The 24,745-nt window shown below is 67.2% G+C and carries 21 protein-coding genes; 11 read left to right on the top strand and 10 right to left on the bottom strand.

Translation table 11 applies throughout. The annotated features are described in order from the left end of the window. The first annotated feature begins 30 nt into the window (after positions 1-30). The 3 genes from A5713_RS10460 to A5713_RS10450 are packed head-to-tail and all read left to right on the top strand — an operon-like array spanning position 31 to position 3,681. A complete protein-coding gene (locus A5713_RS10460; RefSeq protein ID WP_068095277.1) occupies positions 31-1,044 on the top strand; it encodes a glycosyltransferase family 4 protein in 1,014 nt (337 codons plus the stop codon). A gap of 16 nt (positions 1,045-1,060) precedes the next feature. Further along, on the top strand, positions 1,061-1,987 hold the full coding sequence (locus tag A5713_RS10455) for an aldo/keto reductase (protein ID WP_068095296.1): 927 nt from the start codon (positions 1,061-1,063) through the stop codon (positions 1,985-1,987). Next, the gene (locus tag A5713_RS10450) at positions 1,984-3,681 is read left to right on the top strand and encodes a GMC oxidoreductase (RefSeq protein WP_068095275.1); all 1,698 of its coding nucleotides are present in this window, start codon (positions 1,984-1,986) and stop codon (positions 3,679-3,681) included. Before A5713_RS10455 ends, A5713_RS10450 begins: the two co-directional genes overlap by 4 nt. Before the next feature lie 72 nt (positions 3,682-3,753). On the opposite strand, the gene A5713_RS10445 is transcribed toward A5713_RS10450, so the two are convergent. After that, positions 3,754-4,521: a class I SAM-dependent methyltransferase gene (locus A5713_RS10445; protein ID WP_156751833.1), complete on the bottom strand. Its 768-nt coding sequence runs from the start codon at positions 4,519-4,521 to the stop codon at positions 3,754-3,756. A 231-nt stretch (positions 4,522-4,752) separates the two neighbouring features. Here A5713_RS10445 and A5713_RS10440 point away from each other — a divergent pair, with 231 nt between their 5' ends. After that, complete coding sequence (locus A5713_RS10440) at positions 4,753-6,069, top strand: UDP-glucose/GDP-mannose dehydrogenase family protein (RefSeq protein WP_067920339.1); 1,317 nt, start codon at positions 4,753-4,755, stop codon at positions 6,067-6,069. 9 nt (positions 6,070-6,078) lie between these two features. Further along, a complete protein-coding gene (locus A5713_RS10435; protein ID WP_067920337.1) occupies positions 6,079-7,032 on the top strand; it encodes a UDP-glucuronic acid decarboxylase family protein in 954 nt (317 codons plus the stop codon). On the opposite strand, the gene A5713_RS10430 is transcribed toward A5713_RS10435, so the two are convergent. The 7 genes from A5713_RS10430 to A5713_RS10400 all read right to left on the bottom strand — a co-directional run bounded on the left by A5713_RS10430 (position 7,007) and on the right by A5713_RS10400 (position 15,155). Continuing rightward, positions 7,007-8,224 (bottom strand): glycosyltransferase family 4 protein, encoded by a 1,218-nt coding sequence (locus A5713_RS10430; protein ID WP_068095272.1) that lies wholly within the window; start codon positions 8,222-8,224, stop codon positions 7,007-7,009. The genes A5713_RS10435 and A5713_RS10430 overlap by 26 nt on opposite strands. Continuing rightward, positions 8,205-9,161 carry an NAD(P)-dependent oxidoreductase gene (locus A5713_RS10425; RefSeq protein WP_068095270.1) on the bottom strand — a complete coding sequence of 319 codons (957 nt, stop codon included), beginning with the start codon at positions 9,159-9,161 and terminating at the stop codon, positions 8,205-8,207. Before A5713_RS10425 ends, A5713_RS10430 begins: the two co-directional genes overlap by 20 nt. 57 nt (positions 9,162-9,218) lie before the next feature. Beyond that, on the bottom strand, positions 9,219-10,277 hold the full coding sequence (locus A5713_RS10420) for a glycosyltransferase family 4 protein (RefSeq protein WP_068095294.1): 1,059 nt from the start codon (positions 10,275-10,277) through the stop codon (positions 9,219-9,221). Between the two features lie 8 nt (positions 10,278-10,285). Then, on the bottom strand, positions 10,286-11,746 hold the full coding sequence (locus A5713_RS10415) for an oligosaccharide flippase family protein (protein ID WP_068095268.1): 1,461 nt from the start codon (positions 11,744-11,746) through the stop codon (positions 10,286-10,288). A gap of 6 nt (positions 11,747-11,752) precedes the next feature. Further along, the gene (locus A5713_RS10410) at positions 11,753-13,258 is read right to left on the bottom strand and encodes a sugar transferase (protein ID WP_067920365.1); all 1,506 of its coding nucleotides are present in this window, start codon (positions 13,256-13,258) and stop codon (positions 11,753-11,755) included. A gap of 65 nt (positions 13,259-13,323) precedes the next feature. Next, on the bottom strand, positions 13,324-13,896 hold the full coding sequence (locus A5713_RS10405) for a dTDP-4-dehydrorhamnose 3,5-epimerase family protein (RefSeq protein ID WP_067920329.1): 573 nt from the start codon (positions 13,894-13,896) through the stop codon (positions 13,324-13,326). 44 nt (positions 13,897-13,940) lie between these two features. Then, positions 13,941-15,155: a PPE family protein gene (locus A5713_RS10400; RefSeq protein WP_068095265.1), complete on the bottom strand. Its 1,215-nt coding sequence runs from the start codon at positions 15,153-15,155 to the stop codon at positions 13,941-13,943. A gap of 686 nt (positions 15,156-15,841) precedes the next feature. Here A5713_RS10400 and A5713_RS10395 point away from each other — a divergent pair. The 3 genes from A5713_RS10395 (at position 15,842) to A5713_RS10385 (ending at position 19,454) form a co-directional block, all read left to right on the top strand. Then, positions 15,842-16,519 (top strand): TetR/AcrR family transcriptional regulator, encoded by a 678-nt coding sequence (locus tag A5713_RS10395; protein WP_067920325.1) that lies wholly within the window; start codon positions 15,842-15,844, stop codon positions 16,517-16,519. 129 nt (positions 16,520-16,648) lie between these two features. Beyond that, complete coding sequence (locus A5713_RS10390; protein ID WP_068095263.1) at positions 16,649-17,359, top strand: TetR/AcrR family transcriptional regulator; 711 nt, start codon at positions 16,649-16,651, stop codon at positions 17,357-17,359. Between the two features lie 97 nt (positions 17,360-17,456). Next, on the top strand, positions 17,457-19,454 hold the full coding sequence (locus A5713_RS10385) for a hypothetical protein (RefSeq protein WP_068095261.1): 1,998 nt from the start codon (positions 17,457-17,459) through the stop codon (positions 19,452-19,454). A gap of 76 nt (positions 19,455-19,530) precedes the next feature. On the opposite strand, the gene A5713_RS10380 is transcribed toward A5713_RS10385, so the two are convergent. Together A5713_RS10380 and metG are read right to left on the bottom strand one after the other, a co-directional pair. Further along, a complete protein-coding gene (locus A5713_RS10380; RefSeq protein WP_067920319.1) occupies positions 19,531-19,893 on the bottom strand; it encodes a PAS domain S-box protein in 363 nt (120 codons plus the stop codon). Between the two features lie 153 nt (positions 19,894-20,046). Then, positions 20,047-21,597 (bottom strand): methionine--tRNA ligase, encoded by a 1,551-nt coding sequence (gene metG, locus A5713_RS10375; protein WP_068095259.1) that lies wholly within the window; start codon positions 21,595-21,597, stop codon positions 20,047-20,049. 19 nt (positions 21,598-21,616) lie between these two features. On the opposite strand from metG, the gene A5713_RS10370 reads away from it, so the two are divergent. The 3 genes from A5713_RS10370 to rsmA all read left to right on the top strand — a co-directional run bounded on the left by A5713_RS10370 (position 21,617) and on the right by rsmA (position 24,682). Beyond that, a complete protein-coding gene (locus tag A5713_RS10370; RefSeq protein WP_068095258.1) occupies positions 21,617-22,471 on the top strand; it encodes a TatD family hydrolase in 855 nt (284 codons plus the stop codon). Between the two features lie 166 nt (positions 22,472-22,637). Further along, entirely contained in the window at positions 22,638-23,765 is a 1,128-nt protein-coding gene (locus A5713_RS10365) for a resuscitation-promoting factor (RefSeq protein ID WP_197516352.1), read from the top strand. Next, complete coding sequence (gene rsmA, locus A5713_RS10360; RefSeq protein WP_068095256.1) at positions 23,729-24,682, top strand: 16S rRNA (adenine(1518)-N(6)/adenine(1519)-N(6))-dimethyltransferase RsmA; 954 nt, start codon at positions 23,729-23,731, stop codon at positions 24,680-24,682. Before A5713_RS10365 ends, rsmA begins: the two co-directional genes overlap by 37 nt. Positions 24,683-24,745 lie beyond the last annotated feature (63 nt).

The raw sequence follows: 24,745 nt of genomic DNA, 5'->3' as shown, positions 1-24,745 counted from the left end.
GCCGCTGTGCTATCCCATTTCCGGGCTGCGATGATCTCCGTCATTCACGTCGGGCCGGGCGTTTACAGCTTCGGCGGGACGCAGACCGTGATTCGAGTCATCCGCGACCACAAGATGGGCGCCGACGACATCCGCGTCCTGTCGACGTGGGAAGGGCGGCACCACGCCAAGAACTTCGTGCTGACGGCGCGCGCGGCGGCCGTGCTGGCCCGCGCACCCCACACGACCATCGTGCACTTCCACATCTCAGACGGTGGGGCGTGGCTGCGCGAAGGATCGCTGATTCGACTGGCCAAGGCGCGGGGCTTGCGGATTGTCGCGACGCTGCAGGGCGCCGACGTCGCCAGGGAGGCCCTTCGGCACCGCCGCTATATCGGCGCCACCCTGCGCCGCGCCGACCATCTGATCGTGTTCTCGGAGGACGCCCGGGCCACTGTTGCGGAGCTGGCCCCGCGGGTGCCCAGCACCATCTCGGTGAACCCGGCGCCGATCGACTGGGACGCGCCCGGGGCCAGCACGACACCGCCGGTCGCACTCTTCGCCGGGACCATCGGCCTGCGGAAGGGGGTCGATACGCTCGCCGCGGCATGGCAGCTGCTGCTCGACGAGGGCATCGAAGGCCAATGCCGGGTGGTCGGACCCATCGACGACTACACGCCTCCGCAGCTGGAGCGCTTCTCGGTGGAACCCGCGGTACATCCGGACGCGATCCCCGAGTTGATCCGGTCCGCGCGGGTGGTGGTGCTGCCGTCGCGCGCCGAGGCGATGCCGCTGATCGTGACCGAGGCCCTGGCCGGCGCCCGCCCTGTGGTCGCGACGCCCGTCTCCGGCACGCCGGGCATTGTGCCTGACCCGAAAATGCTTGTCCCGGTTGATGATCCGCCCGCGTTGGCGGCGGCTATCGGTCGGTACCTGCGCGATCCGGAGCTGGCGGAGCGCGACGGGCTCAAGGGGCAGGCGCACATCGCGGCGACGCGCAGCCCGGAGGTCATCGGCGCCGAGCTTCGCCGGATCTACGAGAGCCTCGGCGTTGGAGCAGATTGAGCTCAGCGGACCGGCGCTGAAGGTCAGCGCGGTCGGGTTCGGGTGTGGGGGTTTGATGCAGGCGCCGTTCCGCAAGGAGCGGATGGCGGTGCTGGGCAGCGCGGTCGAACACGGCATCACGCACTTCGACACCGCGCGGATGTACGGCCTCGGCATGGCGGAGTCCGAGCTGGGGGTGTTCCTGCGCACCGTGAATCGCGACGCGGTGACGGTGGCCACCAAGTTCGGCATCGACGTCGGCGGGGCGGCCCGGCGTCTCGGCCGCTTCCAGGCGCCCGCCCGGGCGCTGCTGCGCCAAGCCCCGGCGCTGCGGCGCGCGGTCAAGCGGCAACAGGAACCGGACCTGACCCCCCGGCGCTACGACGCGGCGGTCGCGACCCGCAGCCTGGACCAGAGCCTGGCGGCGCTGGGCGTCGACTACGTCGACATCTTGTTCGTCCACGGCCCGAGGCCTTTCGACACCGTCGCCGGCGATGAACTCGGCGAGTTCTTCGAACGGGCCCACCGGCAGGGCAAGATTCGCGCCTGGGGTGTGTCCCAGGATGAGGGGCTCGAGGTGGATTTTGCCGGTGCATTCGCACCGCGGGGCATCAGCCAGGTCCGCGGCGACCTCCTCGATCCTCCGCCACGACCTGCTGATCTCGCGTTCGGGGTCTTCGATCGGGCGTACACGACACTGTCCGCAGCGCTGTCGGCGGATGCCCGAACGGCCGAACGCTGGCGGGAAACACTCGAGGTGGACCCGCTGGCCCCCGGTGTGCTGCCGAGGCTGATCCTCGCGTCGTCGGCCACGGCCACGGGTTGTCGCGCGATCCTCTACAGCAGCACCGACCCGCGGCGGGTTGCCGACGCGGCGGAAGCCGTCTCGTCGCCGCCGGACGCGGGGCTCCTGACGCGTTTTCTCGCTCTCGCCCAGCAGTTTCGACGTGGCCCGGCCGCGTGATTCGCGGTCCGGCGCAGTTCGCCCCCAACATGACGATCCGAACCGATGTCGTGGTGGTCGGGGCCGGCCCGATTGGCATCGCGACCGCGCTGGAGCTCGCGGCTGCGGGCGTCGAGGTGGCGTTGATCGAAAGTGGTTTGGAACGTGCGAACCGCGCGGCACAGGAGCTGGCGGCGTTCGACTCGCACCAGGACGACTACTTTCATTCACGCAGTGAGGTCGCCGTTCGCCGGCAGGTGGGCGGAACCTCGGCGCTGTGGGGCGGACGATGTGTCAAGTTCGACGCCATCGACTTCGAGGATCGGCCCATCACCGCGGAGTCGCCCTGGCCGATAGGGTTCGACGATGTCGAGCCCTATCTGCAGCGGGCCTGCGACTGGGCGGGATGCGGGCAGGCGGTATTCAATGCGCGGGACATCCCGGAGTTGGCGCAGCGGGACCTGGTCGTGGGGTTGCCCGATGAACAGGTGCGCACCACCGACCTCGAACGCTGGTCGCTGCCAACGCGTTTCGGGCGCGAATACCGCGCCGAGTTGCGCAACACCCCCGGCCTGACGGTGTGGACCGGTCTGACGTGCACCGAGGTGGTGACCACCGAGGCCGGTGACGCCGTCGACCATCTCGTCGTCAGGACACTCGATGGACGGGAGGGCAGAGTCGTCGCGACGGACTACATCCTTGCCACCGGCGGCCTGGAGGCCACCCGCCTGCTGCTCGCGTCGGACCGTCATCATCCGGGCGGGCTGGGCAACGCGGGCGGCCACCTCGGGCGCTGGTACATGTCCCACGTCGAGGCCCGGGTCGCGCGTGTGCACTTCACCCGCGACGACGTCATCTACGAACACGAGCGGGACCGCGAGGGCGTCTACCTCCGCCGCCGTTTCACGTTCACTCCACAGCTGCAGCGCGAACTCGGGATGCCGAATGCCGCCGTCTGGATGGTGAATCCGCCGATCAGCGATCCGGCGCACGGCAGCGGAATCCTGTCGGGCGTCTACCTGACGTTGATCTCCCCGTTGGGGCGTTTCCTGCTCGCGGCGGCGATCCGCGAGGCCCACACCAAGACCGCGGGGCCGCCGCGCGTCGCCGCGCACCTGCGCAACATCGTCCGAGACCTGTTCGGTTCCCTGCGATTCGCGGTCCGGTTCTCCTACGCGCGGTTCCTGCGTCGGGGCCGCAAGGCGCCGGGCTTCTTCGTCAAGGGGGCGGGGAATCGGTACTTACTGCACTACCACGGCGAGCATCTTCCGCACTGGGACAGCCGCATCGAGCTGACCGACGAACGCGACGCCCTCGGCATGCGCCGGATACGCACCCATATGTATTTCTCCGACGCCGACTACGAAAGCGTGCGCAAGGCAATCGATCTCATCGACCAGCAGCTGCGCCGCCACGGCGTCGGACACGTGGAGTGGCTCGCCGACGACGTCGAGGCCTCGGTACACGATTTCATGCAGGGCTACGCCGGCTTTCATCAGGCCGGTACAACTCGGATGTCTGCGACCGCCGACGGCGGCGTTGTGGACCCGGATCTTCAGGTGCACGGGGTGCGCGGGCTGTACGTCGCGAGCACCTCGGTGCTGCCGACGTCGAGCCAGGCCAACCCGACCCTGCTCGGGATTGCGCTGGGTGTGCGGCTCGCCGAGCGGCTCATCGGTGCTCGAGCGGAGCGGCCCGGGACTGCCGACGACTGATCAATCAGAGGCTGAATTCGGTTATCGCCCAACGTATTCGCACAGCGGAACCGGGAGCCGTCGTGGGTGCCCTCACTTGACGACCTCGAACAGCCAGTGATGACCGCGCGCCGTGGCCAGCGGGCGGAATTCCCGTGGCGAGCGGGCCATGAGTTCCTTGAAGGCCCGCATCTCGTGATCGCGGTCGGGGAACTCATCGAAGTAGATCAGCGTACCGGGCTGGAGAAGCGGCTCCGCCCAACTCAGCACCGTGGCGGCGCTGGAGTACACGTCGCAGTCGACGTTGATGATCAACTGGTCGTGCTCGGGGACGTCGAACTTCGGGAGGCTGTCGTCGAACCAGCCGACGACGAACGAGACGCGGGCATCGTCGATCTTCGGCGGCTCGCCGCCGACGTCGAAGTGGCCGGCTCCCAGGCCGGGCCGCCAGTCCTGCGGCAGGCCTTCGAAGCTGTCGAAACCGATCAGCCTCGCTTGAGGATGCGGGAGGTGCTGCGACCACCACCGCATCGAGCGGCCCTCGAACACACCGAATTCGAGGTACAGGGGCCGTTGTCCGCGGACCTTGGCCAGCGCTCGGTCGAACAACGCAAATTGGTCGGCGACGACATCTACCGTGGCATTCGAGAAATCGTGCGCCAGCCAATGGCCGAGCTCGAGGTAACTGAGCACGGAACGCAGATTCGCCAGCCGGCTGGCCGTCACTCGACGGCCGGCCTTCATCAGCGACAGGCGGACTTTCGTTTTTGCCGTGCCGCCGACGCGATGACCGAGGTTTTGGAGAAGCCTTCGGGTTGCCGCGAATGGCACCCGGTCGCGCTTGGCATCCGCGTTAGGCACGCACCACACCCTATCCGACCTGGCTGTCGCCAAAATCCCATTTGGACAAAGATTCCCGCTGGCCCGAGCCGGTGGCGTGCCAGGAGTCGGCTGCCGATTCCGGTTTTTTTCGGGGTCAGAGAATCGGGGAAATAGAATGCCGGGATCGTTGAGGAAGCTAGATGAAACGTGCGCGTGGACCGCTCGCTTGCGGGACTATTGGGGCGATCGTCGGGAAGCGAAGGTGTCGTCGTGAAGATTTCGATCATCGGATGCGGGTACGTCGGGCTGGTCACGGGCGCTTGCCTGGCCGACAGCGGCAACGACGTGGTGTGTGTCGACATCGACCAGGCCAAGGTGGACGAGCTTCTGGCCGGCGGAGTTCCGATCTACGAACCCGGCCTCGCCGAGCTGATCGCCCGGAACCGGGAGAACGGCTCCATCGATTTCACGACCGATCGCCGGCGGGCGGTCGAACACGCCGACGTCGTCTTCATCGCCGTCGCGACGCCGATGAGCGAAGGCGGCGAGGCCGACCTGTCCTACGTGCACGCGGCGGCCGGCGACATCGGGGCATACCTGGATCGCTACAAGGTCATCGTCGACAAGTCGACCGTCCCCGTGGGCACCGCCGAGCGGGTCCGCGAGATCATCTCCGCCAAGACCTCGCAAGAGTTCGACGTGGTGTCCAATCCCGAGTTCCTCAAGGAGGGCACCGCGGTCACCGACTTCATGAAGCCCGACCGCGTGATACTCGGCAGCGACTCCAAACGCGCGGTGGACATCATGCGGGAGCTCTACGAGCCGTACCTGCGCACCTTCCACCCGCTGATCGTCATGGATATCAAGAGCGCCGAGATGGCCAAGTATGCGGCCAATTGCTTTCTGGCGACCAAGATTTCATTCATCAACGAGATATCCAACCTCTGTGAGAAGGCCGGGGCCGACATCAGCGCGGTGCGGGAGGCCATCGGGGCAGACCGGCGCATCGGCTATGAATTCCTGTTCCCCGGGGTCGGCTATGGCGGGTCCTGTCTGCCGAAAGATGTTCAGGCCCTGATCCATACCGCCGCCGGGCTGGGCACGGACATGCGGCTGCTACGCGCCGTCGACGAGGTCAACACGGAGCAGAAGGCAACGCTGGTCGCCAAAATCGTCGCCCACTTCGGGGACGGACGGCCCGCGGGCGACCTGACGGGCCTGCGGGTCGGCGTGTGGGGCCTGAGCTTCAAGCCGCAGACCGACGACATGCGCGAGGCCGCCTCGCTGGTCATCGTGCGGCGGCTGCTCGAGCTCGGCGCGACGGTGCGGGCCTTCGACCCGGAGGCGGGTGCGCGGGCCAAAGAGGCGCTGGGCGATTCGATCGAGTACGCCGGGAACATGTACGAGGCTGTCGAGGGAGCCGACGCGCTCGTCCTGGTCACCGAGTGGAAGCAGTTCCAGCGGCCGTCGTGGCAGCGCGTCAGGTCGGCCATGCGGGGCCATGTCGTCTTCGACGGTCGAAACATCTATGACCCCAGGCGGTTGCGGGCCGAGGGTTTCGAGTACTACGGCATGGGCCGCCACTAGGCTGGGTGGATGAGAGCCCTGGTCACCGGCGCCGCCGGATTTCTCGGATCCCACCTCTGCGATCGCCTTCGCCGCGACGGCGTCGAGGTGCTCGGCCTGGACAACTTCTATACCGGCAGGCGCGAAAACCTCACCCACCTCGAGGGTGACCCGGGGTTCAGCTTCTTTGAGCACGATGTCACGCGGCCGCTGGACGCGGCCACCGTGGCGGGACCGCTGGACCTCGTCTTCAACATGGCCTGCCCGGGCTCGCCGTTCGCGTTCCAGCGCGATCCCGTGTTCACCCTGGACACCAACTACCTCGGTACGAGAAACGTCCTCGAGCTGGCGCTCGACAAAGAGGCGATCATGCTGCAGGCCTCCACCAGCGAGGTCTATGGCGATCCCACCCTGCATCCGCAGACCGAGAGCTATTGGGGGAACGTCAACTGCTTCGGCCCACGCGCATGCTATGACGAGGGTAAGCGGGTTGCCGAAACACTCATGCTCGAATACGCGCGCCGCTTCGGCGCTCGGATCAAGGTCGTCCGCATTTTCAACACGTATGGCCCCAGGATGGATCCCGAGGATGGGCGGATCGTCTCACAGTTCATCGTGCAGGCACTACGTGGCGAACCGATCACCATCTTCGGCGATGGCAGCCAGACCCGAAGCTTCTGCTACGTCGACGATTTGATCGACGGGCTGGTGAAGATGGCGACCAGCGAATCGTCCTTCACCGGGCCGGTCAACCTCGGTAGTCAGGACGAGCTGACCGTCCTCGAGGTCGCCCGCATCATCAAGGAGATGACCGGATCGTCGTCTCCGATCGTCTTCCGGGCCCTGCCGGAGGACGACCCGAAGAAGCGCAAGCCGGACATCACCCTCGCCGAGTCGAGACTCGACTGGCGCCCGGTGGTTCCATTCAGCCAAGGCGTCAAACTGACGATCGATTATTTCAGATCGGCCGATCTTGGGCGATGACTTCCCGATAGACGTGAACAGTCTGCTCCGCAACCGATTTCGGGTCGAAACGCTTCTCCGCCTCGACGCGTACCCGGTGTTCGATGCCTGTTCTGAAGGTGTCGTCGTCGAGCATCCGGCGGATGTGGTCGGCGCAGGCCGCGACATCGCCAGGCGAGAACAGGAGCGCGGTGCGGCCGTCCTCGAGCATGTCCGGAATGCCGCCGACGCGGGAGGCGATCACCGGCAGCCCACACGCCATGGCCTGTGCGACGGCTTGCGGAGTGGTCTCTTCGCGCGAGCCGATCAAGAGGACCTGGGCGCGCGCGTATTCATCGAGCAGCTCTTCGTGGCTGATGGGTCCGAGCAGCCTCACCCGGTCCCGTAGGCCGCATTCTTCTATCGCCCGCCGGACTTCGCGTTCGCAACTCGGGTCCGCGAGGGGGCCGGCGACCCTGAGTTGTAGGCCCGCCCGCCACGGCCGGTCTGCAACGGCGCGATGGTCGTTGGCGACCTCGCCGACCGCGCGCACGAGATGGTCCACCCTCTTGCGCGCCACCACGGTGCCGACGAACAACATTCGGCCGGGTTCCGGTGCGCGCCGTATGCGGAAGAAGTCGTCTTGGATCGGGTTCTCGATGAATCGGCAGCGCGCCGTGAGCATCGACCCGTAAACCTGCGCCAGGTACGGCGAGATGATGATCATGTCCCGGGCGCGGCGAAACACCTCCCGCTCCATGTTGGCGACAGCCCGTTTCTTCAGGGCACCCAACGCGTCCCACCGGTTTCGTTGCAGTAACCGGCTCTCGATGAAGAGCACGCCGTGCGGCGTGATGACCGTCGGCGCCCCGCTCGCCAACGCGCCGAGCGCGTGGCGGTCCTGGCCCTGCCCATGGACAACATCGGGATTGATCGAACGGATTGCCGCCGCCAGGCGCGGCACATCGTTGACGCGCAGCGTGACCAACCGCGGGAGGTTCAGGCGCCTGACGTAGTGAACGTGCAGCGCGCCGGCCCGGCGGTAGGTTGTGGTCACGCCGTTCATCGCGCTGACGACGTGGCACTCGACGTCGGAACGGGCAGCCAGTGCCTGCGCCAAGGTGTACGTCACCGACTGCACCCCGTTCTGCACCGCCGCGCCTTCCTCGGTGGGGTAGTCGCCGACCAGGGCAACGCGCAGGGGGCGGGTGAAGTCAGGGCGCACCGCGGCCACTCTCGAGCTTGAAGTCGGGGTACTCGGCGAAGATTTTTCGCGCCGTGGCCTGGCTGAACGGCTCGGCCGCGCGGCCGATGGTGCGGCGCAACCGTTGCGTATCCGGGCACAGGAATGGTCGGTCGTTGGGGCGCTGGCGTTCGGGCACCGAGGTGAAGGCAACGGGAAACGGCAGGACGGACGCGATGATGCTCAACGCCTCCCGAACCTCGATCGCCGTGCCGGATCCGATGTTGAGGATCTCCAATCCCTCTACCCGCGAGACGGTGTCGACGATGACGGCGCCCATCGAGTCGACGTCCACGTAGTCGCGCAGCGGCCAGAGGTTGCCGACTTCCACCTCGTGCTTGCCCTCTGCGATCTGGCGGGTGACCTCGGCGAGCATGTGCGGATTGGTTTCGCGCGGTCCGGCGGCGTTGAACAGCCGCCCGATCACCAACGTCCGGAAGCACCCGGTGGACTCGAAGTAGCGCATGCACAGCTGCTCGGCCAGATATTTGGTGTGGCCGTAGACATAAACCGGTCCGGTCGGATCAACTTCCCTGTGGGGCAGGAAGTTCGGATGGTAGACGTCGCCGGTGGATGCGAAGAAGAAGGCTTGGACCCCGTGCCGGCGTGAGGACTCCAGGATGTTCAACGTGCCGTGCACGTTCAGGGTGTACGCCTCGTGGACGTGCTCCTCGCACCAGGGGACGAAGTGTTGCGCTGCCAGATGAATGACGTTCTGCGGCTTGATGTCCCGGAACACCTCGTCACACGCGTCGGCGTCGAGGATGTCACGGACGACCAGTGTGGGCTTGCGGGGCGCCTTCTGCCAGCGGTCTTTTCCGAGCGAAAGGTCGTCCATGACGAAGACGTCTGCGCCCCGCTCCAGCAACGAGTTGACGACCGACGACCCGATGAATCCGCAGCCCCCGGTGACCAGATACGTGCTCACGTTCCTATCCCTTTCGCGTCCATGCATTCGGATACGCGTGGTGTGCTCGGTATCCGGTCAACGTTGACGGCCCATCACTTCGGCGATGACCTCCAGGAAGCGATCGGCGACAAGGTCGACGGCGCAATGCCGTTCGTAGTGACGCGCCGCGGTGGCTCCGTGCCGCTCCGCGGTGACCGGGTCGGCCAGAAGGTCGAAAGCGGCGGCCAGTCCGGCGACGTCATCGACGCCGATCGGGGGGCAGTCCGGGGGTTGATACTCGGGCGGCCCACCCTCGGTGGAAACGATCGGCATGACGCCCAGCTGCATTGAGAGGACCTGCACGCCGCTTTGAGTGGCGCGCCGGTAGTGGGCGATCGAGCCCTTGGCGGCGGCCAGGGTCGTGACGACATCGCGGTAGCGGTATCCGCCGCGGCGCCACTGCGTGTGGGCCGGCAGCTTGTCGGCGTCCAGCGTCCCGTCGCCGATCAGTATGAGGTCGTCGCCGCGCCAGCCGCCGCCTTCGACGTGGCACTGCCAGGCGCGCAACACCACGTCCACATTCTTATAGGGATTGAGCCGGCCGAACATGACAAAGTCGTGACGCCCCTTGGCATCCACGAAAGGAGGGACCCGATCGAGATCGAGATCGCTGGCAAGCGGCACAACGTGTACCGGTGTGCCGATCACGTCGCGTCGGGTCGCGACCGCGCGCGCGACGTAATCGCAATAGGCGATGGTGGCAGCCGAGCGGGCGCCCCAGCGATCGAGCAGAGCCAGTTCGTACGCCGGCAGCGCTTCGCCGGGGTCATGGGGGCGATCGTCGTGGATCACCTGGATGCGCGGCGTCCGGCCGGCCAGCGCGATCCAGCGTGGATCACGGACCTGCTCGGCGATCACGACGTCCGGCCGGAACTTGCGGACGAGCCGCCAGGCCTTGAGCGTCGGGGGCCAGGTCTTGGCCGAGAGGAATCGCGGCTCGAGCACCACCTCGTAGTCACGGGCGGCGTCCGACTCCGGGTGTCGGTCAGAGGTCACGAGCAGCACGTCGGCCCCGTGGCGAATCAGCGCTTCGGACTGCACGCGCACCGCCGGTCGTGTCCATGGCGAGAGCCAAAGGACGCGAGGAGAATTCACGCGACCGATCACGCCAGCTGCTTGCTGCGCAGCGCGGCCAACGACGACCATTTGAGCGGGCCGACCGCGGCGCTGGTGGCCAGATAAGCCGCGGCGGCGGCCAGGAGAATGAGCACGACGTGCTGACCCGCGAGCAGCAGTGTCACGGCGACACTCGCGGCCGTCGGGATCAGCACCCGCAGCAAGAACGTCACCGGCGTACGGTAACCGCACCGGCGGTGCAGCCACCAGCTGCTGAACAGCATGTTGAAGAATTCCGTACACACCAGGGCAATACCGGGCCCGACGGCGCCGAGGCGGCCGTCGAGGACCAGATTCAGCGTCACGTTGACCACCAGTGTGGCGACCGTCAGCCACAGCAGAACGTTCTGGTGGTGGCTGGCGACGAGCCCCTGGCCGAGGGTGCCACCGACGAAGCGCAGCGCCGCGGCGACGAACAGCAGCGCCAGCGTCGGCGTTCCGCGTGCGACGAACGCCTTATCGCCGAAGAGCGCGATCAACGGTCCGGCCAGCAGCGCGCCGACCACCGCGACGGGGACCGCCGCGAAGTACATGAGCTCGACGCTGCGGCGCAGGAAGGCGGCGAACGCCGCCACGTCGCGCGCGTACAGTTCGGTGCCCGTCGACAGCGTCGCCTTGAGGAACACCAGTGACACCACGATGGTGTTGAACGCGATCGTCAAGGCCAGCCCGTACACGCCCACCTCGGAGTGGGTGTTGAGCAGGGACAGGATCACCCCGTCGGCGCGGGTGTAAAGGATTCCGACGACCAGGAATCCGATCAGGGGCAGGGTTTCCCGCAACAGATCGGCGGCCTCGCGCAGCGCGAACACCGGGCGCACCGAGATGTGCCGCATCGCCGCGGCGCCCTGGATCACCAGCTGCACGGCGGGCGGAATGAGCTGTGCCACCGCGAACCAGATGACGTTCGAGTGCGCCGAGACCAGGACCGCGACCATCCCCAGCGTGGCCGTGCGGGCCGTGACGTCGGAGATGGCCACCGCGGAGAACCGCACGGTGGCCAGAAACACCGGCTCGAAGCGGGTCGTCATGGTCTGCAGTAACAGGCCCCCGGACAGCACCACCAGCATGACCCGCACGTCGTAGTCGTGATAGACGAGCAACCCCGAGCCGGCCGCCAGCGCCGCGAGCGGGACGCAGTAGATCAGGGCCAGTCCGCTGTTGACGCGCACCAGTCGTTCGAGGTCGCCGCGGCCGGAGGTGACGCGGCGGACGATCACGGTGGCGACCCCGAGATCGGCGAAGCTGTTCCACATTCCCACGAACGCGACCGCGATGGAGAGCTGGCCGTAGCGACCGGGACCCAGGTAGCGCGCGGTCATCGCCACGGAGACCACCGAGGCCAGCATTCCCAGTGCGCGGCAGATCAGTTGGATCGAAAAGGCGTGAGCCATCCGGGAGAGCGGCACCGACGGGACGACCGCCTCGGGCGTCGTCGGCTCAGTCATGACTCCCTAGTATGCGCCGTGACTGGTGAGAACGGCCTTAACCGTCTTGGCGATGATCATGAGATCACCCGACATCGACCAGTTGTCGACGTAGGACAGGTCCAACCGCACCGACTCTTCCCACGAGAGGTCCGATCGGCCGCTCACTTGCCACAGCCCGCTGACTCCCGGTTTCACCAGCAGTCGCCGCTTGACGTCGCCGTCGTAGTTTTCGACCTCCCGGCGCAGCGGGGGGCGTGGGCCGACCACGCTCATGTCACCCTTGAGCACGTTGATGAACTGGGGCAGCTCGTCGATGCTGAACCTGCGCAGAATCCTCCCCACGGGAGTGACCCGTGGGTCCTCGCGCATCTTGAACAGCACGCCGCCGGCGCTTTCGTTCAGCGCCAACAGGTGCTCGATTTGGGTGTCGGCACCGTCGACCATGGTCCGGAACTTCAGCATCCGGAAGGGCTTGCCGTCGATGCCGATCCGCTCGGATGGGTAGAACACCGGGCCCTTGCTGGTGAGCTTGACCGCGACGGCGGCCGCGACGAGGATGGGCGCCGTCGCGACCAGGGCCGCCAGCGAGAACAAGAAGTCGAACACCTGCTTCTGAAAGCGTTGCGTGCCTTCGTATTGCGGCTTCTCGACGTGCAGCAGCGGCATCCCCGCGGTGGGGCGCAGGGTCAGGCGGGCTTCCGCGACGTCCATCACGCCCGGCGAGACCACGACGTCGACGTCCATCGTCTCCAGCTGCCACATCAGCTCCCGGATCCCGTGCATCCCGAAGTGATCGGTCTGCGTGACCGCCACCGTATCGGCGCCACAGGTTTGAATGGCGGCCACCGCGTGGGAGACGTCACCGAGGATCGGCACTGCGCGGCCGCCGAGGGTGATGGTGTTGCCGCGCGGTGGCCCGTAGCCCGGGATGCAAACGCCCACCACGAGATATCCGTCCAGGGGGTTGCGGGACAGTTCGTGGGCGAGGTGGGAAACCGCCTTCCGGTCCCCGATCGCCAGCACCGTCGTCTGGCACAGGCCGTTCGCGCGCAGCTGCCGGATGTGCTTGCGCCACAGGCTGCGGCTCCCCAGCAGGCCCATGGTTCCGACGGGGAGCGCGATCGCCAGATATCCGCGGGCCAGGTCCACCTTGGCGAGCAAGGTCACCATCGCGATGATTCCGAACGTCCAGAACGATGCGCTGCCGATCCGGCGGTACTCGTCGATGCCTGCGCCGATGACTCGCGGTGAGCGCGTTTGGAATACCGCCAGCGACGACAGCCACAGCGCCGCGAAGAGGAACGACAGCATCGTCATCGCGACGTCCGAGTAACCCGAGGTGTTGGCGATTTCGCCGAATCGGACGTACTGCGCCAGCAGTACCGATGCGCACACGATCACCGTGTCGCTGATGCGCAGGTGGTGCGAATACTGGTGCTGCCAACGCCGGATGACGTTACCGCCGGGGGAGGGCGCCGTGGCCGCGGTGGCCGGCAGGGCGCCGGACCGGCGGTTGGGCAACGAGGTGATGCCGGCCGGTTTCCGCTTGGTCGGGCCGGGTTCGGCGTGCACGACGTCCACCAATTCCTGGGTCATCAACGGGTTAGACATGACGCTGCACTCTCGATCGAAGCGAAGGTCGGCGTTCGCGACGGCCAACTGGCATCCTGCTCGGAGATGACGGTGACCGGCAGCGGCCACACGATCCCGAATTCTGGGTCGTTCCAGTGGAATCCCTGGGCGTCGGACGCTGCGGGCTCCCCGCTGACCTGATAGCTGACTTCCGTGTTGTCGATCAGCGTTTGAAACCCGTGGGCGACGAACGGCGGCAGGAACAGCGCCCGGTAGTTGTCCGCGCTCAACTCGACCATGACGTGGTCGCCGTAGCTCTGCGACCCGGGGCGGATGTCGACCGCAACGGCGGCGATCGCGCCGCGGGTGCAGCGGACCACCTGGGTCTGAGCGTACGGCGGCACCCGGTGGTGCATGCCGCGCACGGTGCCGCGGGTGTAATTGAAGTAGATGTTCGTGTGGGTGACGTCGAAACTCAGCCCGCGGCTGGCGAATTCGTCGGCGCAAAAGGAACGCGAAGAGAAGCCGCGATGGTCACGTTGCGGTTCGAGGTCAATGATCGTCACGCCGGCGATCTGGGTGGGCGTGTACTTCATTCACCGCTCCTTGGGTAACGGGTCGTCTTCGGTCGAGTCATGGCCTACGCGTATCCACCGGAGGGCGGCCGCGTCATCACGGTCGGGATGACGCCGTACCGGGGGCCGAGGTTCTTGCCCGACGCGGCGGCCAGGCGCGGCAGCGAGCCCATGATGCTGGGCGGCGTGTTGGCGCCGGCGAGGCTGATGGTCGGCAACGCGGAAGCGGCGCTGTGTGCCGCCGGTATCACGCTGGTCCAGCTCGCCGGCACCGCCAGCGGGCCCAGCGAGGCCGCGCTGCCGAGGCTGCCGACGACACCCGATCCGAGCGATCCGAGGGATCCGAGCGCCCCGGCGCCGGTGCTCGCCGCGCTCGCGGCCCCCGCGGCAGCGGTGCCCGCGGCCTGCATCGCCCCGTTCGCCAAGCCCTGGGCGGTCTGGGCCATGCCGAGAATGGAGGACATCCCGTACAGCGGGGTCGCGCCCGCCATGAAGTAGGTGGGAAGCGCGCTCGGCAGGCTGGAGGCGAGGCTGTTCATCAGCGACGAACCGGCCGAGGTGGTCGCCGTGCCGGCCGCGCTGCCGGCACTGGTACCCGCGTCGGTCAGAGTCACCGTCCCGCTGGTCATCGGCGACGAAAGCCCCTGCAGGGTGTTTGGCACCGTGGACATCACGTGCGACAGCGAGGTATGCGTCGCCGCCAACGTTTCGGCCTGGGTGACCGCGCTGCTCTGGCTGACCACACCTGCGGGGTCGGTGACGTTGGGCGCCGGGGTGAACGGGGTCATTTCGCACGCGATTGCCGAACCCGCGGCGTACTCGTACATCGCCGCGGCGTCCTGCGCCCACATCTCCCCGTATTCGGCCTCGGTGGCCGCGATCGCCGCCGCGTTCTGGCCGAAGAAGTTCGTGGCGACCAGCGTCGCGAGCTGCACGCGGTTGGCGGCGACGGCCGGCGGGGGAACGGTCATCGCGAAGGCGGCTTCGTACACCTCGACGGCGAGCCTGGCCTGGCCGGCCGCCTCCGCCGCGCGCGCCGCCGCCCCGGCCATCCACGCCATGTAGGGGGCGAAGGCGGACGCCATGGCCAGCGACGACGGGCCCATCCAGCGCCCGGTCGTCAGGCCCGCGATCACTGACCGGTAACAGCTTGCGGCGGAATGCAATTCGGCGGCGAGGCCGTCCCACGCCACGGCCGCGGCCACCAGTGAAACCGGCCCGGGGCCGGCATACATCCGCGCGGAGTTGAACTCCGGCGGAAAGGCACCGAAATCAATCACGTCAGGCCCCGGCCTCGACTGCGGTCCGCAACGCCGCATGCGACCACTCGGCGGGAGGCGTGCGGACGTGCGGGGGCCGCGACATACTCCAACGCAGGCGATCCGAACTGTGACATACCGAAAGTATGTATCGTGCCTCGTATGGTCCCAAAGGGTATTTCGCATGCGACACGGAGGGCACTTGGTCCCCTATCGGGCGTGCGACCTGCTGGCGCCGCCAGCCCGCGTGGGCTGGTGGTCACGACCGGCATGTGCTGCTCCTTACGCCCTACGGGTGGCCCGGAATCGGGATGTATTTGCTGCTCAAACGCATAAGTGTTGGGTTTGGGCAGGTCGCCGTACAAACTGACTCCCTGATAATAGCTCAAGAAACATACTTCTGGTCTGTAAAGACATTGTGATCTGCACTACTGGTATTTATGACGCCTCAAGCGGGAACCTTCGGCTGCTAACCTCGGACCTGGCCCACGAACCGCCCGGGGGTGGCCGGTCGGTGTCGATTCAGACCGCCTGAGAACCGAGGTGTATGCCCTGCTCATCAACCTGATGGCGATCGACCAGGTCCGGGTTGCCACCCCCGGCACGATTGCCCGCGACATTTGCGGCGTCGTCGGAGGGCCCGGCAGCACCGCCGGGTTCGCGCCGCCGCGCCCCGGTCGCGACCGTCCGGGCGGACGAGAATTCCGATGACGACCCATTCGAGCGATGGACGCGCCGACGCGACGCGGCGACAGATTCTGCGGGCCGCCTCGCATCAGTTCGCGCGCCGGCCGTACCACGACGTCGGTCTCGATGACATTCTCGCCGAGGCTCAGCTGACCAAAGGCGCGATGTACTTCCACTTCAAGTCGAAACACGCGCTTGCGGCGGAGCTCATCGACAAGCAGATCGCCGCGGCTACCGTCGCCGTGGGTGACCTGCTGACCAGGGGCCTCTCGGGTCTGGAAACCCTCATCGACTTCTCGTATCTGATCGCCGTTCAAGACATCAAGACCGACCTGGTCAGGGCCGGCCTGAATCTGATCGAGTCGGTCGGGTCGTCCGCGGGACTGCGGGACACGTTGATGAACGGATGGGTGGACGCCTTGTCGGACGTGGTTCAGCAGGCCATCGACGAGGGCGACATCGACGACCAGTGCGATCCCCGCGACGTGGGACGGTTGATGGTGTCCCTGCACATGGGGCTGCGCAAGACCAGTAATCTCGACGAGCCGGAAAGATTCCTGCTCGACCTCGAGAGATGCTGGGTGCTCGTCCTGGGGGGCATCCTGCAAGCCGATCGCGCCGATTACTTCCGCCAATTCCTAAGGCGGCGTGCGGCGCTGGCCGTCAACGCCAGTTCGACCGAGGGGGATGCGCGGTGACCGTAGTGGGGCTGACCACATCGCCCGCCCGCCGTCGCCCCGGCTGCTAACCTGGGACGTCTTGGTGGTCGATGTGAGGCCAGACCAGCGGCTCCGCGCATCCGACGTGACTCCGGAGGTGCAGAGACAGTGGCGCGTCAGATCCGATCCGAGGCGACTCGGCGCAAGATTATCGATGCCGCGATAGAGGTTTTCGGCGACGTCGGCTATGCCGCCGCGGGGTGGGGCGCGATCATCGAGCGTACGGGGATGACCAAGGGCGCCCTCTATCACCACTTCGATTCGAAGGAGTCGTTGGCGTCGGACATCCTCGAGGAAGGCTCCGACACGCTTCTCACCGCGTTCCGCAACGTATGCGGGCCGTCCTCGCCCGGGCTGGAGAACCTGCTACACGGCGCCTTCACCATCGTCGAAGTGCTGAACTCGGACAAGACGGTTCGCACGGCCGAGCAATTGGCCTCTGCCTTAAGCGGATTGAACGAGGCCGCCGCAAGCTTCTATGCGGGCCTGGCGGCGATGATCGAAGAGCAGGCCCGGCGAGCGATCAGCGAGGGCGACCTACGCAAAGACGTCGACCCCGAAGTGCTGTCCGAGTTCCTCGTGGGATCCATGTTCGGAACGCGGTTGGTATCCAATGCGATAGCTCGCCGCGACCCTGACGGGGCCGTCACGGGTGACATCGCCGGACGCCTGCGTCAGATCTTGGAACTGCTGCTGCCCGGCACCGTCACCGAGTCGTCGCTTCCCTATTTCCGGCAATACCTTGGTCGCGAAGTCATGCGCCACGCCCCGGGTGTGCTACCCCGTGCGGACGCCGACACGGAGCCCCTGATCGGTTAGGCTCCGGCGGCGCCCACGTTCGGGCCGGAAGTGCTGCACGCTTTTTCGCGGTCGTCGAGACGGTGACCGGATAACCGGGGTTGACGCGCTTTCGACAATGCATACTGTTCCGGTGATGTACCCGAGACGTCTGGGCAAGGTGGTGGCGCTGGCCGTCGTGTCCGGATTTTTGGTGCTGAGCGCACCCGCGTCGTGGGGCGCGCCCGGCGACCCGACCACGACGGCGGACTCGCCGACCCTGTCGCTGACCGACATCGGGTCGACCCCGACTTTGGAGTTCTGGGGGGTGACGAGCACCCAACAGCTGACGGTGCCGGTGCTGCACGGGCTGACACCGACGGCACTGAACGCCACCGTCGAAATGCCGATCAATCTGCGGTCCGGGTCGCTCACGGTGACGCAGGGAGAGCGGACCCTCGCCCGGCTGAATCTGCCCTCCGGTGACCAGGCGCCGATCGTCATCCCTCTGGCGGGCGCGGAAGTCAACGACAAGTGGCTGACGGTGACGCTGCGTTCCTACCTGGTGCCATTGGAGGGCTACTGCCTGTACCCGTGGAGCCCGCTGCGCCTGACCAACGGCACGGTCACCTACACCGGGGTCGAACTGCCGCCCACCACGGTGGCGCACTTCCTGCCGCCGGTGCTCCGAAAGCTTTCCATCTACCTGCCGCAGTCGCCATCGCCCAACGAGTCCGACACGGCGATCCAACTGGCCGCCTCCGCCGCCGCGCACTACGGCAGGCAGACCCCCGAGATAGCCGTGATCCCGTTGGCCGAAGGGCAGGCCGCGCCGCCGACGCCGCCGCAACCACTGGAACGTCAGATCGTCGTCAAAGAGGGCCCCGACAACGGACTTTCCCTGCAGGGTGCGGCCGGCGTGCCGTGGCTGCTGATGTCGGGCCCGCTCGGTCAGTCCGACGAATCGAACACGGCGGTGCTGTTCAATGACGTGTCGCAGCTCGCCCTGTCCTCCAAGGCCGCGGTGGAACAACTCAAACCCAGCATGCAGCAGCCCGGGAACAACGTTACGTTGCGCGAGCTGGCGCAGCCCGTTCTCAACTCCACGTCGCTGCAACCGCGGGTGTCGATCGGAGTCGACCAGACCCGATTCGCCAGATCCGTGCACGACGTGCGCGTGCATATTCTGGGCTCCTACACTCCGACCCCGGGGAATATCGGCGGACAGATCGCCGTGACCATCGGCCCCGAAACCATCGATCACTGGCCCACCGACGGCCACGGCACCATCGACCGCTGGATCGACGTGCCGGACCGACTCCTGCAGCGCTACACCAGCCTTGACCTCGTTCTCGACGTCGCGGCCAACACCGGGCATTGCGGTGACTTCTACACCGCCGGGCCAGGAAGCCAGCTCCTCACCTTGAACATCAACGGCGACAGCACAATCCAGAGCAGCCCCGCCGCCCCGCCGGTGCCGGACGGCTTTCAATCGATGCCGCAGTCGTTGATGCCCCGGACGCAGGTGGGCATCGAGGCCCACTCGATGAGCGACACGGTGCGTGCGATCAGCCTCGTGGTCGGCCTGCAGCGCATCAGCTCCGTACCGCTCTACACCACCGTTACGAGTGTGCAACAGGCGATCGACTCGTCGGACCCGGCGATCGTCATCGCCGCCGACGGATGGAATCACTCCAACGTCGCGCTCCCCGTGTCCGCGGGGCCCAGCGGGCCGATCACCGTCAACGCCGTCCAATCCGACGGCAAGCCCGCCAAGATCACGCTGGACCCCGATCTCCGGTTCGCCTCTCTCCAAACGGTTTTCAACCGGGGCAGGTCGCTGTTGGTGGCGACGTCCAATGGGGCGCCCGCGCAGCTCGACGAGTTGCTCCGATGGCTGAACGGCGATAACAAACGCTGGCAACGGCTCAACGGCGTCGCGGTGGTGTCCGCACCTGGGGGGCAGGATCCGGTGACCGTCGAGCACACCCCAGCGGCGGGTCCGGCCGCGGCATCGCAGGGCCACTCCGACCTCGGCTGGCTGTGGTGGTTCGGCGCAGGCTGGATCGCCGTCGCCATCGTCGGCGGCGGGGTGATCTTGTGGCGCACCAGGCGCGAATTACGGCGGCGCCGTTAGCTTTATCGCTGTCACGGACCGGGCGTGCGGCCGTCAAGAAGTTCGCCGTCGGTCCGCCGGCACCTGCTCGACGCGGCTAGCGGTCTTCCTTCCACAACTGCTCGGTCAGGTCCTGGAAGGCCGCGAGGACGAACTGATCGTCGGCCCGCATCGCCGCCGACTTGCTCATCAGGGCGCGCACCACCGAGCCGTCCTTGTGGGCCAACTCGACGACCATGTTGGCCAGCGAGTGAACGACCGATAACAACGAATCCGAGTCCGGTGCGTGATGGAAGATCTGGTGGAACCGGAGCGACAACACCTCCTCCGGCTCGTAACCCATCATCTCGGCGAACGCGGCGTTAGAAAACAGGATGCGGCCGTCGTTCTCGATGGCCAGCACGGGGATCGGGATCCGCTCTAGCACAACCAATGCCGGCAACTGCTTCAAGGCCGTCATCGGCGAGTCAGCGTGCTGCCGATTACGTCGTCGCTCCACCGGCCGATTATGGCGCATAACATAGGCTATACACGAGGCCTTTGCGCAGATGCGGATGCGCCGGTCCGCGCGCCACCTCTTTTCCGGCCACCACGTTTCGGTGTCCGGGGCCGCTCACCCGCCTTCGGGAAGCTGGTAACGGGGGAACACGCCCGTGGGCGGCGGCAGTTTCGTGCCCGGGGCCAGGCGCGCGCCGACGGCGTCGAACGCCCGCCGGTCCGCCGGCTGCCCGAGCAGGTCGAGCAGCTTGCCGGCGGAGTCGGGCATCACCGGCTGGACGAGCAGAGCCGCGATGCGGACCGCCTCGCAGGTGGTGTACAGCACGGTCCGGAACCGGAGTTGATCCGCCTCGGACTCGCTCTTGCGCAACACCCACGGCTGCTGGGCCGAGAAGTATTTGTTGGCCTCGCCGAGCATCAGCCAGATCGCCTCCAACGCCAGATGCATGGCCTGCCCGTCGAAGCTGGCGCGCACCCGCTCCAGCAACCCGTCGGCGGTTGCCAGCAGGTCCGCGTCCGCGGCGGTCAGCTCGCCCGGTTCGGGGACGACCCCACCGAGGTTCTTGGCCACCATGGACAACGACCGCTGGGCCAGGTTGCCGAGCTCGTTGGCCAGGTCGGAGTTGATCCGGGTGACGATCGCGTCTTCGGTGTAGCTGCCGTCCTGACCGAACGGCACCTCCCGCAACAGGAAGTAGCGGAGCTGGTCCACGCCGAAAGTGTCGATAAGGGCGACCGGGTCGACGATGTTGCCCACCGACTTGCTCATCTTCTGGCCGCGGTTGAGGAGAAAGCCGTGCGCGAAAACCCGGCGCGGCAATTCGATCCCGGCTGACATCAGAAATGCCGGCCAGTACACCGTGTGGAACCGGATGATGTCCTTGCCGATCATGTGCAAGTCCGCCGGCCAGTAACGGCGGAACAGCTCGGATTCGGTGTCCGGATAGCCGACGCCGGTCAGGTAATTGGTCAGTGCGTCGACCCAGACGTACATGACGTGATCGGGATGTTCGGGCACCTTCACCCCCCAGTCGAAGGAGGTGCGCGAGATCGACAGGTCCCGCAGGCCGCCGGAGACGAAGCTGACGACTTCGTTGCGGCGCGCCTCGGGCCCGATGAAATCGGGGTTGGCGTCGTAGTGGGCCAGCAGCTTGTCGGCATACGCCGACAGCCGGAAGAAATAGGTCTGCTCCTCGGTCCACGTCACCGGGGTGCCGGTTTCGACGGCGATCCGGGTGCCGTCGACGATCGCGGTCTCGGATTCGACGAAGAACCGCTCGTCGCGCACCGAATACCAGCCCGAGTAGGTGTCCAGGTAAATGTCCCCGGCGGCCTGCATCCGCCGCCAGATCGCCTTGGAGGCCTCCTGGTGGTCCGGGTCGGTGGTGCGGATGAACCGGTCGAACGAGATGTTCAGCCGCTCCTGCAGGCGCTGGAACGCGTCGGAGTTGCGCCGCGCCAGCTCCGCGGTGGGAATGCCCTCGGCCGCGGCCGTCTCGACCATCTTGAGGCCATGCTCGTCGGTCCCGGTCAGGAATCGCACGTCGAACCCGTCCAGCCGCTTGAACCGGGCGATGGCGTCGGTGGCGATGTACTCGTAGGCATGCCCGACGTGCGGATCACCGTTGGGGTACGTGATCGCCGTGGTGACGTAGTAGGGCCTCATCGAGAGTCCACCCTATTGTGTGGCCGTGAGTTCCAACCGCTCTGGTGAACGAGAAGCGCCGCCCGCGCCTGAACCGCTGGCGCCCCTCATCGACGCCCACACCCACCTCGACGCCTGCGGCGCGCGAGACGCCGGGGACGTGCGCGCCATCGTGGACCGCGCCGCGGCGGTCGGGGTGGGCGCGGTGGTCACCATCGCCGACGACCTGGATTCGGCGCGCTGGGTGACGCGAGCCGCCGAATGGGATCCGCGGGTGTACGCCGCGGTGGGACTGCATCCGACCCGCGCCGACGCGCTGGACGACGACGCGCGTACCGAGATCGAACGACTGGCGGCGCATCCGCGGGTGGTGGCCGTCGGCGAGACCGGGCTGGACCTGTATTGGCCCGGCCGCCTCGACGGGTGCGCGCAGCCGGGCACGCAGCGCGACGCCTTCGCCTGGCATATCGACCTGGCAAAGCGGTGCGGAAAACCGCTGATGATCCACAACCGCGAGGCCGATGTCGAGGTGCTCGACGTGTTGGCCGCCGAGGGCGCCCCCGACGCGGTGATCTTCCACTGCTTCTCGTCGGGCGCCGCGATGGCCCGGCGATGCGTGGACGCCGGGTGGCTGCTCAGCCTGTCCGGGACGGCGAGTTTCCGCAACGCCCGCGAGCTGCGGGACGCCATTCCGTTGATACCCCTGCAGCAGCTTCTGGTGGAGACCGATGCGCCCTTCTTGACGCCGCATCCCTACCGCGGGTCGCCCAACGAGCCGTACTGCCTTCCTTATACTGTGCGGGCGGTCGCTGAACTGGTAGGTCGTCCGGCCGAAGAGCTGGCGCTGGCCTCCACGAACAACGCCCGCCGGATCTACGGACTGCCTCCCGGTTGACCCGCGGACCGGCGCGATCGCGGTAACAAAGTCGCGCAGGAGTTGCTCAACATTGGCCGGTTCGTTACCGTCTTGTGATCGAAAGGGTGGGGCCTCCGGGCCCTAATTTGTCGTTTGGTGCTGATTAGGTCGTTGGAGTGCTTGCTGTGGTCGGGATAGACGCACGTTGACTGTATTAACAAAACTTCATCAGAGCCCGTCGCCGATGTTGCGGCTTGTCGTCGGAGGGCTGCTCGTAGTCCTGGCGTTCGCCGGCGGATTCGCGGTCTCCGCGTGCAAGACGGTGACGCTGACCGTCGACGGAATCGCCATGCGGGTCACGACGATGAAGTCGCGGGTGATCGACATCGTGCAGGAGAACGGCTTCCCCGTCGACGAACGTGACGACCTGTACCCCGCCGGAGACGTCAAGGTGCACGACGCCGCCAACATCGTGTTGCGCCGCAGCCGGCCGTTGCAGATCTCGCTGGACGGCCGCGACACCAAGCAGGTGTGGACGACGGCGTCGACCGTCGACGAGGCGCTGGCCCAACTCGCCATGACCGACACCGCCCCGGCCGCGGCCTCCCGCGGCAGCCGGGTCCCGCTGGCCGGAATGGCCCTGCCCGTCGTCAGCGCGAAGACCGTCCGCATCAACGACGGCGGCGCGACCCGCACGGTCCACCTGCCCGCACCGAATGTGGCGGGGCTGCTGAGCGCCGCCGGCGCGCCGCTGCTCGAGGGCGATCAGGCGGTGCCGAGCGCGTCGTCGCCCATCGTCGACGGCATGGAGATCCAGGTGACCCGTAACCGGATCCAGCGGGTCACCGAGCGGATGCCGTTGCCGCCGAACGCCCGCCGGGTCGAGGACCCGGACATGAACATGAGCCGCCAGGTGGTCGAAGACCCGGGCGCCCCGGGCACCCAGGACGTCACCTTCGCGGTGGCCACCGTCAACGGCGTCGAGACCGGGCGGTTGCCGATCGCCAACACGGTGATCACCCCGGCCCGTGAGGCGGTGGTGCGGGTGGGCACCAGGCCCGGCACCGATGTCCCACCGGTGACCAACGGATCCATCTGGGACGCGATCGCGGGCTGCGAGGCCGGCGGAAACTGGGCGATCAACACCGGCAACGGCTACTACGGCGGCGTGCAGTTCGACCAGGGCACCTGGGAGCGCAACGGCGGGCTGCGCTTCGCCTCGCGCGCGGACCTGGCCACCCGAGAAGAACAGATCGCGGTCGCCGAGGTGACCCGCCAGCGCCAGGGCTGGGGCGCCTGGCCGGTGTGCAGCGGAAGAGCTGGTGCGAACTGACCATCCGGCTGCTCGGTCGCACCGAGATCAGGCGGCTTGCCAAAGAACTTGATTTTCGGCCCCGGAAATCCCTCGGTCAAAACTTCGTCCACGACGCCAACACGGTCCGCCGGATCGTCTCGACCTCCGGGGTCGGCCGGGCCGACCACGTCCTCGAGGTCGGCCCCGGCCTGGGCTCGCTGACGCTGGCCTTGCTCGACCGCGGCGCCACCGTCACCGCCGTCGAAATCGACCCGGTGCTGGCCGACCGCCTGCCGCAGACCGTCACCGAGCATTCGAACAGCGAGATCCAGCGGCTGACCGTGCTCAACCGTGACGTGTTGACCCTGCGGCCGGACGAGCTGGCCGCCGCGCCCAACGCGGTCGTCGCCAACCTGCCGTACAACGTGGCGGTCCCGGCGCTGCTGCACCTGCTCGCCGAGTTCCCGTCCATCCGGACCGTGACGGTGATGGTGCAGGCGGAGGTGGCCGAACGCCTGGCCGCCGAGCCTGGCGGCAAGGACTACGGCGTGCCCAGCGTCAAGGTCCGCTTCTTCGGAACGGTTCGGCGGTGTGGCATGGTGTCGCCGACGGTCTTCTGGCCGATTCCCCGCGTGTACTCGGGACTGGTTCGCATCGACCGCTACGCCACTGCGCAGTGGCCCACCGACGAAGCCTTCCGGCGCCAGGTATTCCAGTTGGTGGACATCGCGTTCGCGCAGCGGCGCAAGACCGTTCGCAACGCGTTCGCGGAGTGGGCCGGCTCGGGCAACGAGTCGGCGAACCGGCTGCTGGCCGCCAGCATCGACCCGGCCCGCCGTGGCGAGACGCTGTCGATCGACGACTTCGTGCGGCTGTTGCGGCGATCGACCGAATCTTCCGGCACCGCGCCCGCGCCCGGCCCGCCCGCGGCCGAACAGCAGCCGTCCCCGAGCTGACTGCGGCTTCTTCCGGGTGGCGAATGCGTGTAGTCGGCCGGTCGCAGCGATAGTCTGCTGCGA

Source organism: Mycobacterium sp. E2497 (assembly GCF_001668695.1).
Taxonomy (GTDB): domain Bacteria; phylum Actinomycetota; class Actinomycetes; order Mycobacteriales; family Mycobacteriaceae; genus Mycobacterium.
This window is presented reverse-complemented; position numbering and strand designations above follow the sequence as displayed.

Bases quoted from the DNA above. Each gene is read 5' to 3' on its own strand.
- A5713_RS10460 (WP_068095277.1), top strand. From the start codon at position 31: ATGATCTCCGTCATTCACGTCGGGCCGGGCGTTTACAGCTTCGGCGGG.
- A5713_RS10435 (WP_067920337.1), top strand. From the start codon at position 6,079: ATGAGAGCCCTGGTCACCGGCGCCGCCGGATTTCTCGGATCCCACCTC.
- A5713_RS10415 (WP_068095268.1), bottom strand. From the start codon at position 11,746: ATGACTGAGCCGACGACGCCCGAGGCGGTCGTCCCGTCGGTGCCGCTC.
- A5713_RS10405 (WP_067920329.1), bottom strand. From the start codon at position 13,896: ATGAAGTACACGCCCACCCAGATCGCCGGCGTGACGATCATTGACCTC.
- A5713_RS10395 (WP_067920325.1), top strand. From the start codon at position 15,842: ATGACGACCCATTCGAGCGATGGACGCGCCGACGCGACGCGGCGACAG.
- A5713_RS10385 (WP_068095261.1), top strand. From the start codon at position 17,457: ATGCATACTGTTCCGGTGATGTACCCGAGACGTCTGGGCAAGGTGGTG.
- A5713_RS10380 (WP_067920319.1), bottom strand. From the start codon at position 19,893: ATGACGGCCTTGAAGCAGTTGCCGGCATTGGTTGTGCTAGAGCGGATC.
- metG (WP_068095259.1), bottom strand. From the start codon at position 21,597: ATGAGGCCCTACTACGTCACCACGGCGATCACGTACCCCAACGGTGAT.